We start from the raw sequence: 19,169 nt of genomic DNA, 5'->3' as shown, positions 1-19,169 counted from the left end.
AACCCCATAAATTATTTTATACCCCTACAAAAATAGCATTGTTGGCACCCAATCACTAGCAACGATTACTATATGGACATAATGAGCAAAAACGTCAGGTCGGCTTGAAAACACCCTAAGCCACCTAAATAGACCTTATCTGAAGGAGGATAGTATTATGACACCGACAAACGCACATTCAGATCTACTCGCCACATTAAATCAAATGAAACAGCACAATATGGCAGCAGGTCCAGCCAGTGCTAAGTTACGCAAAGATCGATTACAACGCGCTATTAAACTCATCAAAGAAAACCACCGTGAACTCAGTGATGCCATGAGCAAAGACTTTGGTCACCGCAGTGTTTATCAGTCTTCTACCGCAGACATCGCGACAACCATTAAATTATTAAAAGACGCTATTGAAAACTTATCGACTTAGATGCAAGACCAACTAGTGGAAGCACCTGAGCCAGGCATGAAAACTTGGATTCAACAGCAACCGTTAGGTGTTATTGGCATTATCAGTCCGTGGAACTTCCCTATTAACCTGTCTTTTGGGCCATTGGCGAGTGTATTTTCGGCTGGTAACACAGCCATGCTAAAACCGTCTGAGCTAACCCCCAAAACATCCGCGCTATTGGCAGAGCTGGTTGCACGCTATTTTGCACCAGAAGAACTAACCGTCGTGCTCGGTGACGCCGAAGTCGGCAAAGCATTTAGTGCGTTACCCTTCGACCATTTGGTCTTTACTGGTAGTACCGCAGTAGGTAAACACATCATGCGCGCGGCGGCTGAAAACCTTGTTCCTGTGACACTAGAGCTTGGTGGTAAATCACCAGCAGTGGTGGATGAAAAGGCGGATATCGTTCAAGCGGCAGAGCGAATCATGACTGTAAAAACCTTTAATGTTGGTCAAATCTGTATTTCACCTGACTACATGATTGTTCCAGAACACCAAGTAGAACACTTTGTCGCTGCCGCTAAGATCTTTGTACAAAGCAGCTTTCCAACCATGCAAGGCAACCCTGATTACACCTCCATCATCAGTGACAATCACTTCAAACGTCTTATTGGCTTACTTGACGATGCCAAGAAAAAGGGAGCGAACGTCATTAGTTTAGCGGCGGAAGGCGAGCCAGATTATGATGTAAATAGTCGCAAAATAGCCCCATTTTTGGTGCTTGATGTCACGGATGATATGAACATTATGCAAGAGGAAATCTTCGGTCCTCTCCTGCCCATAAAAACCTACGCGAAACCAGAAGAAGCCGTGGCTTACATCAACCATAATCCACGTCCATTGGCGGCGTATTACTTTGGGGACAACCCCGAACGTCAGCAGGCATTTGCACGTAATACCATCTCTGGCGGATTGGTCATCAATGATGCCATGACACATGTCTCGGTTGAAACACTCCCATTTGGCGGTGTTGGCCCATCTGGAATGGGGGCATACCATGGCATTCATGGCTTCAAGCGCTTTACTCACGAGAAAGCGGTTGTACTACAAAGTAAAGATGGGGCATCAGGTAAACGCCTACGTGCGCCGTACCAAGATAAACAGGCTGCGCTAGAGGAAATGCTAGATAGTTAAGCGCAAGGACTGAACTTAAAGCAACAAAAAAGCGAGTCATTCAGTGCAATGACTCGCTTTTTTATAAACACTATCGCGTTGCTTAATTAAACAACGGCAATTAGCTCAACATCAAATTGCAAAACAGAGAAAGGTTGAATCATTGCGCCAGCGCCTTGAGCACCGTAAGCCAATTCCGCAGGAATAGTAAGACGGTATTTAGCACCTTCTTTCATCAACTGAAGGCCTTCTGTCCAACCAGCAATAACGCCAGTTAGAGGAAATTCAATCGGCTCACCACGGGCAATAGAGCTATCAAATACTTGTCCGTCAATGAGACGGCCTTCGTAATGAACACGCACGGTATTTTCACGAACTGGAGTCGCACCCGTACCTTCTTCAAGTACTTCAAACTGCAGACCACTTTCAGTTGTTTGAACGCCTTCTTTTGTTTTGTTTGCCGCTAAAAAGTCTTCGCCCGCTTTTACATTTTCTTCAGACGCCGCACGGCTTTTTTCTTCCATTTTTTGCTGTAGCTCAGCAAAAGCCGCTTCTAACTCAGCACCAGGAACACGCATTTCAGTACCGTTAAGGGAATCTTCAATTGCAGCAAAAAGATGCGTTAGAGACAATTCACCAAGATCGCTACCACTAAGTTGATCACCAATTTGACGACCAATACCGTAGGCTATTTTTGCTTCGTTAGAGTCGAACGACAATTCTGACATGTTTACACTCTCTTATTCGTTTACTGAAAATTGGGCGAGCATTATAACATAGGCAAATCTCATGAGCTTGTTTTTCAACCGCTCTACTCTCTAAAACGCTCTCTAGAAAAATATATTAATTACAGCTATAGATTTATTAAATGATATTCATTATCATTTAATAAATCACTATTAACTAGGAGCACATTATGAAATCTAAAAGCTTTGTTCCGGCCCCTAAACGCTATCAAGACGATAAAAAGCCAAAGGATTACTGGGGAATGCTTTTTATTAGCTTTATCTTTTTGTCATCCATGAGCTGCTTCTTATTTGCAAACCACGGTGACAGACAAACATCCAACCGCTTATCCGATTCGATCCAAGACATAAGCACCAAGATGATTGACACAGATCAGCGCAGCAAAAGTTAAAAAGATTAAGCTTGTAGGTACATCAAAAGAGGATCTTGCCATGTTACCCACAATAAAGACGATTGTTTACGCTTGCGATTTAGAAGGCAAAACACAAGCCGCTATGGAGCTAGTACTGAGTTTAGCCAATTCTCATGGCGCAAAAGTCATATTAATGCACGCAATTGAACCACTGAATGCTCAAGCGTCGAATATGATAAACAACTACATTAGCGAAGATATTAGAAATGCGATGCGTAAGGATGCCTTAAAAGACATCGAAGCTCGTATGGAAACATTACTGTCCGAGTTTATGGAACAATACGCAGAAGCGTTAACTGGCTTAGAAACCGCTCCTGAAACATTGATTGTCAGCGGTGTGCCTGCCGAATCGATCCAACGCATCGCCAAAGAAAAAAATGCCGATTTAATTGTCATGAATAGCCGAACACATAGCCGATTAAGCCAAATGATCATTGGCTCAACCGCCAACAAAGTCATTCATAGCAGCGCCATTCCTGTGCTTGTGGTGCCAATAAAGTAACGGTTCAACGACAAAATAACGTCTCTATCTAGCCACGCTTACCACAGTTAGATACACTTACTGTATATATAAACAGTAAGTGTATTTATGATTCTCTATATTGCTGAAAAACCCAGTCTTGCACGCGCGATTGCCGCTGCACTTCCCTCACCTCAGAAAAAAGAAGAAGGCTGTATTTGGCTGCCAAATGGCGACTGTATCAGCTGGTGTATCGGGCACTTACTGGAACAAGCAGAACCTCATCAATACAATCCGGCTTATAAAGCGTGGAATTTGGATCACTTACCTATTATCCCAACCGACTGGCAGTGGCAAGAAAAAGCCAATACTAAAAAGCAACTTGGTGTATTAAAAAAGCTCATTAAAAAAGCCACGCTATTGGTTCATGCCGGTGACCCGGACAGAGAAGGCCAGCTATTAGTCGACGAAGTGCTGCATTACACCCAAGTACCAGCGCAGAAGCTAAAAAATACGCAGCGACTTTTAGTGAATGATTTAACACCCTCGGCCATCAAAAAAGCCCTTAATAATCTACGCTCAAATAATGAATTCGCTGCGCTGTCCCGTTCGGCCTTGGGGCGCGCTCGGGCAGACTGGTTATTTGGTCTAAACCTAACTCGCGCTTACACTATTAAAGGTAGGCAGGCAGGCTATCAAGGCGTTCTATCTATTGGACGAGTGCAAACGCCGGTGTTGGGGCTTGTTGTCGCAAGAGACAAAGAAAGAGATGTGTTTGTCCCTAAAGATTTTTACCAAGTGTGGGCGAACATACAAACACCACAAGGCGCACAATTTCAGGCTAAATGGCTACCCAGTGAAGCTTGCCAACCCTATATGGACGAAGAAAATCGTGTACTAAGCTTGCCGCTTGCACAAAACGTCGCCCATCGTATTACGAACAAACCCGCTATAGTGGTGGAAGCAAGTTACACAAAAAAGAAGCAAACCGCACCACTTCCTTACAGCTTGTCAGCCCTTCAAATCGATGCGGCTAAGGCTTTTTCCTTATCAGCACAACAAGTGTTAGACACCTGCCAAACACTGTATGAACGCCACCAAATGATCACCTACCCAAGATCCGATTGTCGTTACTTACCGACACAACAACATAAAGATGCGCCAGCCATTATTGCGGCTCTGGCACGATCCGGAGGGGAAATCCAACAAGGTGCTCAGAACGCCGATGCCTCACAAAAAAGCAAAGCCTGGAATGATAAACAGGTCACAGCTCACCACGCCATTATTCCAACCATTCAGGCCCATAAAGCCGCCTCGCTTTCAAAAACAGAAGCCTTAGTCTTCCAGTTAATCGCTCGTCAATACCTCATGCAATTTTATCCAGCATACGATTATCTGGCGTCATACATTAAATTGGACATTGCGGGCGGACAATTTGAGGCCAAAGGCAATACCCCCATTGCGCTTGGTTGGAAAGTGCTTTTGCCAACTAATACTAAAAACAAAGACTCAGAAGATGAAAACCAAAACGAATTACCCAAACTTAACAAAGGCGATGAGCTATGGTGTACACACGGTCAGGTGCATGAAAAAGTCACCACACCCCCTGCCGCCTTTACTGATGCTACCTTGCTTGCTGCAATGACAGGGATTAGTCGCTTTGTCACAGACAAAGATATCCGAGCCATATTAAAAGAAACCGATGGATTAGGAACAGAAGCCACCCGTGCAAGTATTATCGAATTACTTTTTAAGCGCGGTTTTCTGACAAGACAAGGCAAACAAATTCACGCCAGCCAAACAGGACGCGCCTTTATTGATTGCTTGCCCACACAGCTAGTGACGCCAGACATGACAGCGCAATGGGAGTCAGCACTAAACCGTATCAGTCTTGGAGAGGCCAGCTACCAAACCTTTATGGAAAACCTAGAAGGCAATCTGCATCAGCTACTCAGCGTCTCTCGGAATATGCCAACATCGGCTTTGCAAAATCTACCGGCACCCACAAAAAATCCTTTTGCCAAACGAAGAGCACCAAGTAATAAAAAAACACCTGTAAGAAAATCAGCCAGCACGAAAAGCAAAGGCACGACAACAAAAAGACGCCCAAAGGCGCCTTCTTAACGTTTTTTAAGTGGCGCTTTTTTGACCATCAACCAACCGCTAACCAAACCCCCACGCCAATCATCAAAGAGCCTGCGATACGATTCATAATTCGTACATTTCCGCTTTGCATCAATATGGCTTTCAATGTTCTGCCACCTGCGGCATAAATGAGTAGACAAATCAGTTCAAGTGTCAAAATGATGGCAATCAACACGGTAAGCTGACTGGCTAAAGGGCGACTGGCATCTAAAAAAGGAGGCAACAAAGCAACAAAAAATGCCCAGCCTTTTGGATTCGCAATGGCGGTCACAAAGCCTTGCGAGATTAAATCAAACCGTGACGCAGGCTTACTTCCCGCGGCATCCATTTTGATGGCCATTTTTCCTTTAGACAACCACATTTGCAGACCAATAAAAGCCAAATAAGCACCGCCAATATACTTCAAGACCATAAAGACACTGGGATAATTCAATAGCAAGGCAGCCACACCAATGGCCGATAAAATTGCCACTGTCGCCACACCGACCAGCTCACCTAACATCATCCAAAGCGCACGCTTCACACCAATAGTCATTCCCAATGTCATGGCCAACGTCATGCACATACCTGGAGTGATGGAAACAAAAAAGAAAGTCGGCACAAACGCCGAAAGAAGCGCTAAATTCACAGAAAGTCCTTATCAAAAACACAATGGAGAGAATGGAAAAATCGCATTATTTTCTATAACTAGCAAGAGAATATGATAAAAAACCCAGCCTACCAAAAGGAGCGATGACATTAAGAGGCATAAAATGAAACGCAAACAGCACTGGATAGGAAAAGCGAGCTAAAAGCGCTTTTTCGTTTTAAAAGTGGAGTCTTCTATAAACTTACTCCACTCGTCATCTAACTCTTCCTCAGCTTCGTTAGACATACTCTTGTTCACTTCTTCCTCTGCTTGCTGTAATGCCATGTCATCTTCAATCTCTTTCAACAGCTCTTGATATTTTTGCACAGTGGGCTGAGCTTCTATCACATCCTTAATGGGCGTTAATTGCGCTAAAGCTTCCTTGTACATTTCAATCGCTGACTGCATCTGCCCACTCAAAAACGCTTTACGCGCAAGGTAACCATGGTAATCCGCATTTACTCTGTAGTGATAGACATTCAATAATTTGCTATAGCGATGGGCATTGTCCTGGTCGATCGTTTTTTCTTTCTGAGACAAAATCAGAAAGGATTTCAGAGACTCAAACAAGCGCTTTACTTCAATAATCAGCAGCTCATCATTCATTGGTTTAGCACGTCTTTTCTGCTTACTGGTTTGAAATTCTAACATTTCTTCAGCTAAATGATTTCTTCGACGCGTCAAGGTGGGATCTGGTTGTAGTGACAACAACTGATCATAAATGGCTACTAGGCGAGAAAATAGCCACAATCGCATGTCTTTGGGTTGATATTGTGGTGGCATGTCATCTAGGTAGCGGCGCACTTGGCGTAATTGATTGTTGAGATTCGCCACTTTACGTAGTTTCTCAAGGCGAGCCTGCTCCTTCAACTGTAGAAAAATAGCGAACGCGATGAAGCCACCGATAACAAGCAAAAGTACAGTGATGGTAACAGCTGTCATATAATAGGTTATTTACCTTAGTCGTGTTATAGCTGAGTAACGATCATCCTTATAAAGCATCAATTTACTTTATCGCGGATTCAGCTTTATTGCTTTTAGCAAATAAAACTTTTTCAACATCCTGTATCATATTTTGTAAACGAATGGCTTCTTTTTTCGCACCACTAACAGAGTCGTTTTTTTCAATGACCGACAGTGCAACACGATACTTCTCCAGTGCTCGATTTTTTTTATCATTGTCTAAGTCTTGCCTAGCTTGACGCACCAGTAAATCTCGATGAGCTAACGCATGAGCATAGCGTATTAAAACAATATGATGCCGAATGATCGTCCCACTAGCACCATAATGTTCTCTCAAATACCTCAGCTCTCTGAGCATAACCTGAAGAGCATTCTGGATCTGTTCAAGCTGCTGCTGGGTAGCCACCCTATCTTTTATAATAACATTCTTTCCAAGCTTTACTTCTGTCAGCAAACGTACCAAATAGGTTTTCTTAGTAACAAAGCTTGATTGATAGTTGGCTTTTACAAGTTGATCAATAGCCGATAATAAATACTCGATGATAAATACTTTCGTTTCTTTTGCTAAATAACGATCAGAAACGGTCTCTAATGCATAAAGTAAACGGTCACTTCGATTGGATAAAGAAGAAAGCTGCTTTTCTCTTAATGCTCGTTGCTGCTTTCGCCAGCGCAACAAAGCAGGCAAAGAACAGCACACAACAAGCACGGTAACAGCCACTAAGACCAATATACTTGATTTCATTTATTGATAGTTACCCAAGACAGTAAAACAAGTATGAAGACACACGACACACATAATCTATCTATATAACACAGACAGTTCGATAAAAACAAAAAAAGACCAGATAAACTGATCTTTTTTGTTCCATTCACACATTAATTATCGTGAGACAGAAAAACCAAGCAACATATAAAAAATCAATGCTGAAAGTAAAGCGGAAGCAGGCACTGTAATCACCCATGCCGCCGCAATGCGTAACAAGGCAGAACGCTTAACCAATTCTTTCTTCGTCGCTTTTTTCAATCCTTTACGCTCTTGCGAAGAAATCGGGGACGACGCCTGTGCTGCTTTCAACTCTTTCAGAATAACGCGTTTTTCTTCCACATCCGCTAATTTAAAACGTTTTACAAACTCTTTTGTTTGTTCACCGTTGTGACCTGCTGATGCAGAATGAGAAATAATAGAGGCCAATTTTTTCTCATAAGATTGTTTCAAATATTCACGTAAAAAGCCTACGCCAAAAATACCACCTACCGCAATGTGGGTAGAGCTGACAGGCAAACCAAGCTGAGAGGCAACAATTACCGTAATAGCGGCGGCCATCGCGACGCAAAATGCTCTGGTTTTATCCAATTCGGTAATTTCAGACCCCACCGTTTTGATCAATTTTGGACCAAATAATGCTAAACCAACCGCAATACCAATACCACCCACCATCATAATCCATAGAGGTATAGCAGCTGAACCGGACACAGCGCCAGTCAACAAGGCATCATTAATAGCAGCCAAAGGCCCTATCGCATTGGCAACATCGTTGGCCCCATGAGCAAAGCTCAATAAAGCTGCAGACACAATTAACGGAATAGTAAATAGGCTATTTACAGCATCTTTATCATTAGCCAATGACGCTGCAGCCTTATCAACGATGGGACGAACAATAAAGTAAACAGTCAATGCGATAGCAAAAGCAACAATGGCCGCAGTGGTAAAGTCCATTTTCCATAGCTTACTTAATCCTTTTAAAATCAAGTAAGTAGAAAAAGACCACACCATAATACCAACCAATAGAGGAACGACTTTTCTCGCCGCATCAATCATATCGCTTTTGTAGGTAATAGAGCGTTTTATGTACATAAGGAACAGCGCCGCAATGATGCCGCCCATAAGAGGCGAAATCACCCAACTGGCTACAATCGCAATCATTTTATCCCAGTTCGCAATATCCCAACCGCCTGCGGCAATGCCACCGCCTAATACGCCACCCACAATCGAATGCGTTGTCGACACTGGTGCGCCAAGATACGTTGCTAAATTGAGCCAAATCGCGCCGGCAAGCAAAGCCGCCATCATCACCCAAATAAAGGTTTCCGCATTACCAATTGAATTAGGATTGATGATGCCATTTTTAATCGTACCAACCACTGTACCACCAGCGATCAAAGCACCAGCGGCTTCAAATACCGCCGCGATCAAAATCGCGCCAGTCATCGATAGGGCTTTTGAGCCTACAGCAGGCCCGACGTTGTTTGCTACATCATTGGCACCAATGTTGACGGCCATGTAGGCACCAATTGCAGCTGCAATGGCTAATATAGACAGGTTAGAAACACCTATACCATTGTTGGTAGCATAAAAACCAGACGCTAAGACAAACGCTAAAGCGATCAATACTCGAATAAACTCATGGCCACTCAGTAAAGTGGATTCTTCTTTCGGGTTATTTGTAAGATCCATATGGGCTCTTCATTTGTGATTAATCTATGCCAAACTCTTGATAAACTAGGATAAAACCTAGATTATTCAACAAGGTGCCTTCCGGGCACAGTTATAAATTTGGCTCTCAATTCATCCTATCGAACATCTTGCTTATGACAGCAAATACAATATGTCTGTCATATATCTGTAAACTATCAATTCGGCGTCATTCTACACTGGGTTCGTGCAGATAAAAACCCCTATACCTTTTGCTTAGACAAGTCTAAAAAGGACAAAAAAAAGTGCCTCGAAAGGCACTGATGACAAAAATACTACACAAATATGACCGTTTTATTACAAGGCCTTTTTTAAACACAATGCCAGTGTATTAGCACTCGATAACATTAACTGCTAACCCTCCACGTGAGGTTTCTTTGTACTTATCGTTCATATCTCTCCCTGTATCTCGCATGGTACGAATCACCTTGTCGAGAGAAACGTAATGAGTACCGTCGCCACGAAGTGCCATACTCGCGGAGTTAATTGCTTTGATCGATGCCATCGCGTTACGTTCAATACAAGGCACTTGCACTAAACCACCAATAGGGTCGCACGTTAAGCCTAAATTATGCTCCATGCCTATTTCCGCAGCATTTTCAATCTGCTCTGGAGAACCGCCAGTTGCTGCAGCCAATCCTGCCGCGGCCATCGCACATGCCGATCCCACTTCGCCCTGACAACCAACCTCTGCCCCAGAGATAGAAGCATTTTCTTTAAACAATAAACCAATCGCAGCAGCCGTTAGAAAAAAGTCAACCACACCCGCTTCACTAGAACGAGGGCAAAACTCCCAGTAATAATGCAACACCGCCGGAATGATCCCTGCTGCGCCATTCGTTGGTGCCGTGACGACTCGTCCGCCTGCCGCGTTTTCTTCGTTCACGGCAAGGGCGTACAGATTCACCCAATCCATTGCGCCTAGAGACGGTGTAATCATGTCCATACGTGTCTTACTGGTGAGATCTCGATACAGGCTGGCGGCTCTACGCTTCACTTTTAAGCCACCCGGCAAAATACCTTCGTTACGAATGCCTTGCTGTACGCACTCCCTCATTACCGCCCAAATCGAAAGAATACCCTGTCTAATCTCTTCTTCCGTACGCCATGTTTTCTCATTTTCCATCATGATTTGCGCAATACTTTTGTCTTGTGCTCGACAAAGTGTAATTAAGGTCTCTGCATCGTGAAACACATGGGGTAACTCCGTTGTATCTTCGACAATTGACACCTTGCCTTGTTCATCTTCTTGTACAATAAAGCCACCACCAACCGAATAAAAAGTGGCTTGATTAATCACTTGGTTATCTGCATCAAAGGCGACCAAAACCATGCCATTGGCATGAAAGTCCAAACGATCAATGCGGTGATAAATTAAATCGGTCGCGACATCAATGTGAATACTCTGCTGCGACAATACCTTCAGTTGTGAGGACGCTTCTATTTGGGCAACACGCTCATTGACTCGACTTGGATCAATTCGATCTGGTAGCTCCCCCTCTAGGCCCATAAGAACGGCCGTACCCGTACCATGGCCTTTTCCCGTGGCACCGAGGGACCCATATAAATCCACTTTCAAACGTCGAACTTGTGACAGCAAATGGCGATCTTTTAATTGATGAGCAAACTGATTCGCCGCGATCATGGGCCCAACCGTGTGCGAACTTGAAGGACCAATGCCCACTTTAAAAAGATCGAATAAACTGATTGCCATAGCCGTTTCCTCTGTCGACACATACCGATAAAATCATTAAGGTTCACTGTACAAAATACCTGATCACTATAAAGCGAAATTATCACTTATGATACAAAGTTTCCAATAGGAAACAGAGGTGCCGCCGTATATTGGTGTGTCTATTCGGAAAAAGGCAATTTTTTGGCGCTTCGAGAGTCGTAAGAGTCTGCAAACGTAAAGAATGGATATTCAGTAAAAAGCCAAAAGACCGATCTGATCTTCTGGCTTTTCGTTTTGTCATAAACTTTTTATGTTAAATCAAAAGAACCCAAGCGGATTAATATCATAGCTTACCAGCATGTTTTTTGTTTGCTGATAATGCTCTAAGGCAATCTTGTGGGTTTCACGACCAACACCAGATTTTTTATACCCCCCAAATGCGGCATGAGCAGGATACTGATGGTAACAGTTCATCCAGACACGACCGGCTTCGAGGTTACGCCCCATACGATAGGCTAAATTAGTGTCTCTGGTCCAAACACCAGCCCCCAAGCCAAACTCGCTGTCGTTGGCGATCGCCAGCGCTTCCGCCTCATCTTTAAAGGTCGTTACACTCACGACTGGCCCAAAAATTTCTTCTTGGAAAATACGCATGGCATTGGAACCTTTGAACAAGGTCGGTTGAACATAAAAACCTTTATCCAATCCATCAACCGATTCGATACCACCGCCGATCAGCAGTTCTGCACCTTCTTTTTTACCAATATCGATGTAGCTCATGATTTTATCGAACTGCTGCTTAGATGCCTGAGCGCCCACTTGCACATCGGTATCCAGAGGATTGCCACGTTTGATGGTTTTCGTACGCTCAATCACCAATGCCATGAAATCATCGTAAATAGACTCATGAATTAAAGCACGAGACGGACAAGTACACACTTCACCTTGGTTAAAGAAAGCCAAGACCAGACCTTCAACGCATTTACTGATAAAAGCGTCTTCTTGCTTCATCACATCAGCAAAGTAGATATTGGGGGATTTACCACCTAACTCAACAGTAGAAGGAATAATATTCTCAGCTGCACATTTCAAAATATGTGAACCAACTGGAGTCGATCCGGTAAACGCAATTTTGGCAATGCGTTTGCTGGTTGCCAGCGCTTCCCCAGCTTCTTTGCCGTAGCCATTGACAATATTCAGCACGCCTGGGGGTAATAAGTCTTGAATGACTTTGACCAGCTCCAGAATAGACGCTGGCGTTTGTTCTGCGGGTTTTAATACGACACAGTTTCCTGCAGCAAGCGCTGGAGCCAATTTCCATGCAGCCATCAAGATTGGAAAGTTCCAAGGAATAATTTGACCCACGACCCCTAATGGCTCATGGAAATGATACGCCACAGTATGCTCATCTAATTCTGCGGTGCTGCCTTCTTGTGCGCGCAAGCAACCAGCAAAATAACGGAAATGATCGGCAGCCAAAGGAATATCTGCGTTTAAGGTTTCGCGAACCGCTTTACCATTGTCCCATGTTTCCGCCACCGCCAGGGCTTCTAGATTTTGTTCAATACGGTCGGCAATTTTCAGCAATATATTAGAACGATTGGTAACAGACGTTTTTCCCCAAGCCGCACGGGCCGCATGCGCTGCATCTAAAGCAAGGTTAATATCTTCTTCAGTAGAACGAGGAATACGGCAAAAAACTTCGCCATTTACTGGGCTAATATTATCAAAGTATTGTCCCTTTACCGGAGCAACCCATTGACCACCAATGAAATTGCCATACTGAGCCTCAAAGGTAATAAGGCTGCCGTTCGTGCCAGGTTGAGCGTAGATCATAAAAGCTTCTCCATTCTTGTTGTTTTTATGTCAGGTTTTAACATTGATATAAAGAGTAGAAAGAAAGTGAGAAGAAAACTTGCCTGTGAGTCCATGAAACTTGTCTCGCGATCCATTTCTGTTTTGCTTTTGTATTGACCCATGGGAAAGCAAGAGCGATGATGAGAGACAGAAAATTCACCACGCCACGCGATTAAAATAAAAATATTAAGACAAAAGAGGTGTGTTAATGAGTCGCTCAATCTCGACAGAAAAAGCGTTATTAAAACACAAGCGCGCGCCCATTCAGCTGGTCGAAAATCGCGTTTGTTTCGCTGGCCCACACTCTGAGCTCAGCATTTACGATACCTATGAACAAGCCCAAAAAGTCAGCTTAAAGGCCGATTCGCTGCTGTATTGTGGCATGGTCACGGGCGCCAAAGTCATGCACACCAAGCACGGTGACAATATCCCTTTTCTGCCTCATGAATCTTTTATATTGGCTCCTAAAGAAGAAGTGTTTATTGACTTTCCCGAAGCCCAATATCACAACCCAACCACTTGCCTTACCATTGCCATTTCACAAGAAAGAGTCGCACAAATTTGTGATCGTATGAATGATATCATGGTGGAGTCCTTACCCTCTGGTATTGCATTAGATCCAAATCAACACCTGCATACCTTGCACACTCAAGCGACACAACAAGTCATCGACAGGCTCAGCAGTGATTTTCTTCGCAATGACCCAGATCGAGATTTACTGGTTGACTTTGGTGTCAGTGAATTAGTCACGCGAATTCTAAGACATCACGGTAGAGACGCCCTATTGCGCTTTACAAGACATGCACCCGATGCAAATGGCCTAACCTGTGTCATTCAATGGATAGAACAACACCTCGCCCACCCCTTAGACATCAATCAATTGGCTAAAATGGCCTGCATGAGTCGCAGCCGCTTCTTTGACAGCTTCAAACGTCAGCTAGGCTGCAGCCCTGTCGAGTATCAGCATCAACGACGTATGAGCCGAGCTTACCAACGCTTGCAAGAGAAGCGCTCTGTCACCGAAGTCAGCTATGAGTTAGGTTACGCCAGCTTAAGTCACTTTAGTCGGCGCTTTCATCAACACTTTGGCCTATCGCCTCGCCAAGTAGCCCAAAACAAGCTTCATTCGTAACATAAACCGGAGTCATCTATGCTAAAAAATCGGCTTTAATTTCGCGCGACAGTAAATAAAAGCGCCCAACATAAAGATCAAACTAAACATCAAGGCGAAAAACGGAACCAATTGCCCTAATTGATACAAAGACGCCAGAATAACAGGACCTAATGCGGCACCAAGTCCCTGCATTGACGCATTGATACTTGCTAAACGGCTTTGCTGACTGTCTTTTACCAACAAAGTTTGCGCTGTCACAATACCTGGGAACAAGAAACCAAAACCAGCACCAAACAAGCCCATCGCAAACAATATACCCACGTAAGAATCTAAGAAAATAAACGCCAGCTGAGCAAGCACACCGACGCTAACACCAAAAAACATGAGCGCCACAACGCCCAACTGAAATCGTGGTACTAAAATCATTTGAACGAGGATACTAAAACAAGACATGGTCATCATCGCAAATCCAAGCTGATGAGTCGTATCGGCAACATTGAGCTGGAACCTATCCTGGATTAAAAAGCCCATAATCTGCTGCACCCCCGTCATGGATAAAATAGACAACGACGACATACATAAAAATGGCATAACTGGCTGAGTTAACCAATTGATTACTGGCGGTTTTTTAAATTGACGAACATGCTTAGCATCTTTCACAAAAAACACTACCCCAAACGCCGCGCAACCCGCTAATAACGCGATAATGTAAAAAGGCGCCGTCAGTCCCAAACTGCTTAATAAAGAAGCAAACGCAGGGCCTAATATCATCCCAATACTAAAAGAGGCACCAATCATCGCGATAGTTGAACTGCGATGCTTAATATCCGTATGGGCAATCAAGTAGGTTTGAATAGAAGGCAATACACCCGCAATCCCCAGAGAAAAGACAATCCGTAGTACAAATACACAATAATACGTTTGTTCAGCTGATAGCTGACGAGCCAGTGCTTCTTGTAACACAAACCCTGTCAAGGCAATGGTAATGGCATAACTCCCCATCCCAATAATCACCGAGCGAATACGGCCAATGCGATTAATAATACCGCCCCATAAAAACGCAGCCACCACAAACGTCGCAGCCCCCGCTGTAATCAGTGTACTAATTCGTACATCCGCCAATCCGATCTCACGGCCAATCGGCGGTAATGAGGTAAATATAAAAGATTGTCCAATGCCAACCGCCACTAAACAAGACAGTAACAACACGCGAGACAAACGTTCCTGCAAAGAAAAAGGAGCATCAGAATGTGTCAATGTAAATCCTTATGATCAAATGAGTTTTCAGTCTAAAAACAAAACAAGCGAACAGACAAACATCGGTGAACGATGTGGTAATGAGGGCATTATCGTCCTGATAAAAATAGCCTCATAATCTAACACACTTTTCTCGATAGGCTTTCAAGGATGAGAATAAAGAGATAAAAAAGAGAGAAATAATGACTATCAAGTCGCTTTTAAAAATGGTTAAATTTTTCTTCATAAAAAAATCAAAGAACAACATGCAACCACTTTTTAAACACCCTAATTTTGTCCACTTCTGGATTGGTCAAATCGCGTCTTCTTTCGCTTTTCAAATGCTCAGTGTCGGCATTGGCTGGCAGATGTATGATTTAACCAATAGCCCGATGGCCTTAGGCCTTGTCGGACTGTGTCAATTTTTGCCGCAGCTTCTATTAACCCTAGTCGTAGGCCATGTTGCTGACCGATATAATCGCCGGCTCATCTGTGTTTGCACGCGTTTTACCATGGCAATGACCGTTGCTATTCTGGCTTACGGCAACATGACTGAGACCATTTCAGCTGAAATGATTTATCTGTGCGCCGCCTTACTTGGCACCGCAAGAGCCTTTGAAATGCCAGCCAACCAAGCGATTCTGCCAAACCTTATCCCCAACGAGCTACTGTCTCGCGCCATCAGTGCCATGGCCTCAGCGCGAGAAATATCGGTTATCGCAGGCCCTGCGCTTGGAGGGCTTATATATCTGTTAGGACCAACAACACTGTATTTGTCTAGCATGAGCTGCTTTTTAATCTCCTGCGTCATTATGTTCTTTTTACACTATAACTTTACGGTAAAAAGTAAGTCCCCTATCACCATAGATCATCTATTCGGAGGCCTACGCTTTATTCGTGGCAATAAAGTGATTTTAGGATCTGTTTCCCTCGATATGTTCGCTGTTCTATTGGGGGGAGCGACCGCTCTTCTTCCAATTGTCGCAAAAGATATTCTTCAGACTGGGCCATGGGGATTGGGATTATTACGTTGTTCGCCCGCCCTTGGTGCATTGCTGATGTCAGTATATTTGGCGCGTCGTCCTTTGACCCACAGCGTTGGCAAAATTATGTTCGCTGCTGTGGCTATTTTTGGCGTCGCCACCATCTTATTTGGTTTATCTGAGAACCTGATTCTTTCCATGCTGGCACTGATTCTTTTGGGCTCTTCCGATATGATCAGCGTCGTGATCCGCTCAACACTTGTGCAATTAGAAACACCCGATGACATGCGTGGTCGAGTCAGTGCAGCCAACTCAGTGTTTATTGGCAGCTCCAACCAGTTAGGAGAATTTGAATCCGGTGTAACTGCGGCTTGGTTCGGCGTAGTTCCTGCCATTGTGATTGGCGGAGTCGGCACCATTGCCGTTGTTGGCTTATGGATGTATTTGTTTCCCGACTTACTAAAACGACACACTCTCGACAAAGCAAACGATTAACAGCAACTATAAAGCTCGTCTTAAAATAAGATGAAAGAGAACGAATAGAGCCAGTGCATACGTTAAAAAACTCATACTAAGGAAGGTCAGCCCAAACTGACCACCTATCAAACCACTTAAAAATGGCAGTGTCATTGCCCCCATCACGGCCGCACTCATCTGAAAGCCAATGGCGTGTACAGAGTAACTTTTACCCACCCGTATGGCAGTTTGAGAAATCATACAGGGAAAAATAGGGGCGGCACAAAACCCCATTAACGCCAAACCAAAGTAACTAGTGTAAGGTGTTATGCTGACCGTAAAGAAAAGCGCCCCCAGTGACACACCAGCCAGACAAAGCCGCAATAGCTGGTCTACGGAAAAACGTTCTACTAAGAATCCAAAAATAGCTCGACCAAATGCCAATGCCCCCCAATACACCGCAACCCAGGTTCCAGCACTGGCAATAGAAATACCACGAGACTCTGTCATCACAGTAAAAGCCCACTGCCCTACGCCAACCTCAACCCCTGAGTACAAAAAGAAAAATACAATCTGAAAACGAATAACAGGGTGTTTTAAAGCCTGAAGTTGCGTTACGGGGCCAGTATTTCCTAAAGTGACATCGACTTTTTTAGGAGCGTGTTTTTCACTTTCCCACAAATGGCGACTGAATAAAAACACCAGCGCCATGACAAACAAGATGATGGCCAAAACAGCATAACCCAAACGCCAATTTTGCGAAAAACTCACCAACACACTGGTGACTATGATAGGCCCTGCCGTCGCACCAACACCAAACGCCGCATGCAACCAATTCATATGCTTGGTAGAAAAATGCTCTGCCGCATAGGCATTTAACCCTGCATCGATTGCACCAGAACCCATGCCAATCACCACAGAAAATAACGTAAAAACAATAAAGGAGGTGCTGAAATAAAAACCAAATAAACCACTACTAACCAACAAACAGCTGGTCACTAACAACCAACCCACGCCAAAGCGGTTGATCCAATATCCCACCGAAAAGCTCGACATCAGATAACCAATACCACCAGCGGCGATCACTAAGCCAAGCCATCCTATTGGTACAGAAAAGTCCATTCGCACAAATGGCCAATTAATGCCATGAGCCGCATCCGGCAAACCTAAACTAATGAACCCTAAGTAAGCAACAAACAACAACACGCCAGATGTGCGCACTAACTTATCCTTAAATGAATTTTTTGCCTATTTGAACCGATTAAGGTTTTCAATAAAATCTTTAAATTCACTTAAATCGACTTAAGAAAAAGACGCGCTACTTGTACCATTTTCGTTTATCTTTTTCGATTGGCTTCCACTTCCAATTTGGCGCCTCCCCCTTCCATAAGTACACCAACAATAAAATCAAAGTACTGATCGTGACGAGTATCGCCCATGTCAAAAGCGTTTCCTTAGGATCAATAGCCACACTAATGATGGCCACACTGACAATATACACAACCAATACCAGCCAACCTTGCCATGTATTAGGCTTACCCCATCCCCAACCATTGTCTTTTGCCGGAAACCACACTGTTTTCTTATCTGTCATGCCAAACGCCTCAAATACAAAAGGTTTATCCTATATCGCTGCGTCACTTTGCCTGAATTTATGGCATAAAAAAAGAGCCTATGTCGATAGGCTCTTTTTGTTTGCGTAGCAATCACGCGTTTTTATGTGCAAGATGACTAAACGAGTCTTGCCAACTTATCTAGCAAGAAACTCCCCACGAGTCTTATCACTACGCTTAAACAATCCACCTAGCGCGGTGGTTTGCGTTGAGGAACTGGCATCCATTACACCACGCGCTTTTACACAATAGTGTACGGCACTTATGCTGACAGCGACATTGTCGGTTTCCAATAATGTTTGCAGTGTCACCAAAATTTGCTGAGTCAAACGTTCTTGAACCTGTGGACGCTGAGCAAAAAACCGCACAATACGATTGATTTTAGACAAGCCAATAATTTTGGTTTTCGGCAAATAAGCAACTTTAGCCAAGCCATCAATGGTCACAAAATGGTGCTCACAGGTACTGGTAAAACTAATGTCACTTACCTTCACCATTTCGTCCACTTGCATCTTGTTTTCAATGACAGTGATCTTAGGAAACAAGGCATAGTCCAGACCTGAAAAAATCTCTTTCACGTACATTTTAGCAATTCGGTGTGGTGTTTCTGCCAAGCTATCATCACTTAGATCTAGGCCAAGCGTTGTCACAATGTCTTCGAACGAATGTTTAATACGCTGATATTTTTCTTCGTTGGTTAGACCATTATCAATCATCGGGGTTTCTAAACCGCTTTTGATAAGAGCATCACGTACTTTTATCGCCGCATCAGACAAGACGGGACGAATTAAATTGGTTTGTTCAGCTGTGTTAGCTTTCATATGTTTGTCCTAAGTTGCTTAACCCTGT

At 43.8% G+C, this 19,169-nt stretch carries 18 protein-coding genes; 7 read left to right on the top strand and 11 right to left on the bottom strand.

Annotation, left to right across the window (positions count from 1 at the left end):
• Positions 1–157: 157 nt before the first annotated feature.
• Both DKT73_RS20285 and DKT73_RS09915 read left to right on the top strand, forming a co-directional pair.
• On the top strand, positions 158–421 hold the full coding sequence (locus DKT73_RS20285) for a hypothetical protein (RefSeq protein ID WP_232827833.1): 264 nt from the start codon (positions 158–160) through the stop codon (positions 419–421).
• Positions 422–1,576, top strand: a complete 1,155-nt coding sequence (locus DKT73_RS09915; RefSeq protein ID WP_232827832.1) for a coniferyl aldehyde dehydrogenase — start codon at positions 422–424, stop codon at positions 1,574–1,576. It abuts the gene before it with no gap.
• A gap of 86 nt (positions 1,577–1,662) precedes the next feature.
• On the opposite strand, the gene DKT73_RS09910 is transcribed toward DKT73_RS09915, so the two are convergent.
• The gene (locus tag DKT73_RS09910) at positions 1,663–2,283 is read right to left on the bottom strand and encodes an FKBP-type peptidyl-prolyl cis-trans isomerase (protein ID WP_111638402.1); all 621 of its coding nucleotides are present in this window, start codon (positions 2,281–2,283) and stop codon (positions 1,663–1,665) included.
• A 188-nt stretch (positions 2,284–2,471) separates the two neighbouring features.
• On the opposite strand from DKT73_RS09910, the gene DKT73_RS09905 reads away from it, so the two are divergent.
• The 3 genes from DKT73_RS09905 to DKT73_RS09895 all read left to right on the top strand — a co-directional run bounded on the left by DKT73_RS09905 (position 2,472) and on the right by DKT73_RS09895 (position 5,298).
• On the top strand, positions 2,472–2,693 hold the full coding sequence (locus tag DKT73_RS09905; RefSeq protein ID WP_111638401.1) for a hypothetical protein: 222 nt from the start codon (positions 2,472–2,474) through the stop codon (positions 2,691–2,693).
• 40 nt (positions 2,694–2,733) lie between these two features.
• A complete protein-coding gene (locus DKT73_RS09900) occupies positions 2,734–3,216 on the top strand; it encodes a universal stress protein (RefSeq protein ID WP_111638400.1) in 483 nt (160 codons plus the stop codon).
• A gap of 87 nt (positions 3,217–3,303) precedes the next feature.
• Complete coding sequence (locus DKT73_RS09895; RefSeq protein WP_111638399.1) at positions 3,304–5,298, top strand: DNA topoisomerase III; 1,995 nt, start codon at positions 3,304–3,306, stop codon at positions 5,296–5,298.
• A gap of 28 nt (positions 5,299–5,326) precedes the next feature.
• Here the strand turns inward: DKT73_RS09895 and DKT73_RS09890 are convergent, their stop codons facing one another.
• The 6 genes from DKT73_RS09890 to exaC form a co-directional block, all read right to left on the bottom strand.
• Positions 5,327–5,947, bottom strand: coding sequence for a LysE family translocator (locus tag DKT73_RS09890; protein ID WP_111638398.1), 621 nt, complete (start codon positions 5,945–5,947; stop codon positions 5,327–5,329).
• 159 nt (positions 5,948–6,106) lie between these two features.
• Positions 6,107–6,889, bottom strand: a complete 783-nt coding sequence (locus tag DKT73_RS09885) for a hypothetical protein (protein ID WP_111638397.1) — start codon at positions 6,887–6,889, stop codon at positions 6,107–6,109.
• 64 nt (positions 6,890–6,953) lie between these two features.
• Entirely contained in the window at positions 6,954–7,655 is a 702-nt protein-coding gene (locus DKT73_RS09880) for a hypothetical protein (protein ID WP_111638396.1), read from the bottom strand.
• A gap of 138 nt (positions 7,656–7,793) precedes the next feature.
• Entirely contained in the window at positions 7,794–9,368 is a 1,575-nt protein-coding gene (locus DKT73_RS09875; RefSeq protein WP_111638395.1) for an inorganic phosphate transporter, read from the bottom strand.
• Between the two features lie 349 nt (positions 9,369–9,717).
• A complete protein-coding gene (locus tag DKT73_RS09870) occupies positions 9,718–11,100 on the bottom strand; it encodes an L-serine ammonia-lyase (protein WP_111638394.1) in 1,383 nt (460 codons plus the stop codon).
• A gap of 279 nt (positions 11,101–11,379) precedes the next feature.
• Positions 11,380–12,897, bottom strand: coding sequence for an acetaldehyde dehydrogenase ExaC (gene exaC, locus DKT73_RS09865; protein WP_111638393.1), 1,518 nt, complete (start codon positions 12,895–12,897; stop codon positions 11,380–11,382).
• A gap of 229 nt (positions 12,898–13,126) precedes the next feature.
• Between exaC and DKT73_RS09860 the strand changes: the two genes are divergently transcribed.
• A complete protein-coding gene (locus tag DKT73_RS09860; RefSeq protein ID WP_111638392.1) occupies positions 13,127–14,050 on the top strand; it encodes a helix-turn-helix domain-containing protein in 924 nt (307 codons plus the stop codon).
• A 21-nt stretch (positions 14,051–14,071) separates the two neighbouring features.
• Here DKT73_RS09860 and DKT73_RS09855 read toward each other — a convergent pair whose 3' ends face one another.
• On the bottom strand, positions 14,072–15,289 hold the full coding sequence (locus DKT73_RS09855) for an MFS transporter (protein ID WP_111638391.1): 1,218 nt from the start codon (positions 15,287–15,289) through the stop codon (positions 14,072–14,074).
• Between the two features lie 245 nt (positions 15,290–15,534).
• Between DKT73_RS09855 and DKT73_RS09850 the strand changes: the two genes are divergently transcribed.
• Positions 15,535–16,746: an MFS transporter gene (locus tag DKT73_RS09850; protein WP_111638488.1), complete on the top strand. Its 1,212-nt coding sequence runs from the start codon at positions 15,535–15,537 to the stop codon at positions 16,744–16,746.
• Positions 16,747–16,752: 6 nt separating this feature from the next.
• Here the strand turns inward: DKT73_RS09850 and DKT73_RS09845 are convergent, their stop codons facing one another.
• The 3 genes from DKT73_RS09845 to folE all read right to left on the bottom strand — a co-directional run bounded on the left by DKT73_RS09845 (position 16,753) and on the right by folE (position 19,141).
• On the bottom strand, positions 16,753–17,928 hold the full coding sequence (locus tag DKT73_RS09845) for an MFS transporter (protein ID WP_111638390.1): 1,176 nt from the start codon (positions 17,926–17,928) through the stop codon (positions 16,753–16,755).
• A 97-nt stretch (positions 17,929–18,025) separates the two neighbouring features.
• Positions 18,026–18,301, bottom strand: coding sequence for a hypothetical protein (locus DKT73_RS09840; protein ID WP_111638389.1), 276 nt, complete (start codon positions 18,299–18,301; stop codon positions 18,026–18,028).
• 156 nt (positions 18,302–18,457) lie between these two features.
• A complete protein-coding gene (folE, locus tag DKT73_RS09835) occupies positions 18,458–19,141 on the bottom strand; it encodes a GTP cyclohydrolase I FolE (RefSeq protein ID WP_111638388.1) in 684 nt (227 codons plus the stop codon).
• Positions 19,142–19,169 lie beyond the last annotated feature (28 nt).

The sequence above is a fragment of the Marinomonas shanghaiensis genome (genome assembly GCF_003259175.1).
GTDB lineage: Bacteria > Pseudomonadota > Gammaproteobacteria > Pseudomonadales > Marinomonadaceae > Marinomonas > Marinomonas shanghaiensis.
This window is presented reverse-complemented; position numbering and strand designations above follow the sequence as displayed.